The sequence below is a fragment of the Polaromonas sp. P1_G4 genome, assembly GCF_056405475.1.
This window is the reverse complement of the sequence record NZ_JBFUCA010000800.1, coordinates 1-1,345: the sequence shown is the minus strand read 5'-3', so window position 1 is coordinate 1,345 and position 1,345 is coordinate 1. Positions and strand designations below refer to the sequence as shown.

Below are 1,345 nucleotides of genomic sequence, written 5' to 3'. Positions count from 1 at the left end.
TTCGGGCCACGCAGCTTTTCCGCTGGATTCACCAAAAAGGAGTTGCAGATTTCGGGCAAATGACGGATTTGGCAAAATCCCTGCGCGACAAGCTGGCAGGATCAGCCCAGGTCGTAAGCCCCACGGTGGTTTCCCGCCACGATTCCGCCGATGGCACCATCAAATGGTTATTTGATGTCGGTGCAGGCGATATTATTGAAACTGTTTTTATTCCCGAAACCGACCGAGGAACTTTGTGCATTTCCTCGCAGGCCGGCTGTGCTGTCGGTTGCCGGTTTTGCTCCACGGGTCACCAGGGTTTCAGCCGTAACCTGACCACGGGAGAGATCGTTTCCCAGCTATGGTTTGCCGAGCATTTCCTGCGGCAGCATCTAGGCAGGGATGAACGGGTGATTTCCAACGTCGTCATGATGGGCATGGGTGAGCCCCTGCAGAACTACTCGCAGCTCCTGCCAGCCCTGAAGGTCATGCTTGACGACCATGGTTATGGCCTGTCACGCCGACGGGTGACGGTATCGACATCGGGCGTTGTGCCCATGATTGATCGGTTGGCCGGGGACTGCCCGGTAGCCTTGGCTGTATCGCTGCATGCACCGGAAGATGGGCTGCGCGACAACCTTGTGCCTTTGAATAAAAAATACCCCATAGCCGAACTGCTTGCGGCTTGTACCCGCTATCAGTCATCGGCACCCCGGGACTTCATCACGTTTGAGTATTGCATGCTCGATGGTGTGAACGACCAGCCAGAGCATGCGCGTCAGCTCGTATCGCTGGTTCGGGCCCAGGCGGCGCAAGGGCTCTCCTGCAAATTCAACCTGATTCCCTTTAATCCATTTCCGGCTTCGGGGTTGAAGCGTTCTGACATGCCGCAGGTGATGGCATTTGCGAAAATCCTGATGGATGCGGGTATTGTGACAACCGTCAGAAAAACCCGGGGGGACGATATCGATGCAGCTTGCGGGCAACTGGCTGGCGATGTACAGGACCGCACAGGTGTGGATCAGCGCATGGCGGCGCAGCGGCAAGGTATGCTCGGGGGAATCAAGGTCGTAGTGGCCAAAGGGATGGGTACATGAGATTTCGCGCCAATATGATCTGGGTTCCAGCCTGCTGGCTGGCAGTATTGCTCGCAGGATGCGCCAATCACGCAGGCGCTCCAGGGTCTCCGGGCAACCGCACTGACATTATTACGGAATCAGACGAACCTGATCAGCGCAGGCGTGCGCGTCTTCGGCTTGAATTGGCTTCGGGCTACTTCGAACAGGGGCAAACCAATGTTGCTCTCGACGAAATCAAGCAATCGCTGACCACGGATCCAACTTTTGCGGAGGCCTACAACCTGCGC

Annotated in this window: 1 protein-coding gene and 1 pseudogene; both read left to right on the top strand. The window is 56.7% G+C overall.

Annotated features, from left to right (window positions below):
* Positions 1 to 1,076: dual-specificity RNA methyltransferase RlmN (rlmN, locus tag AC1D1X_RS23475; protein WP_477699367.1), on the top strand; the 1,076-nt coding region annotated here is incomplete at its 5' end.
* Positions 1,073 to 1,345 (top strand): annotated as a pseudogene (locus AC1D1X_RS23470) (type IV pilus biogenesis/stability protein PilW); the annotation flags it as partial. The gene rlmN and the pseudogene AC1D1X_RS23470, both read left to right, overlap by 4 nt.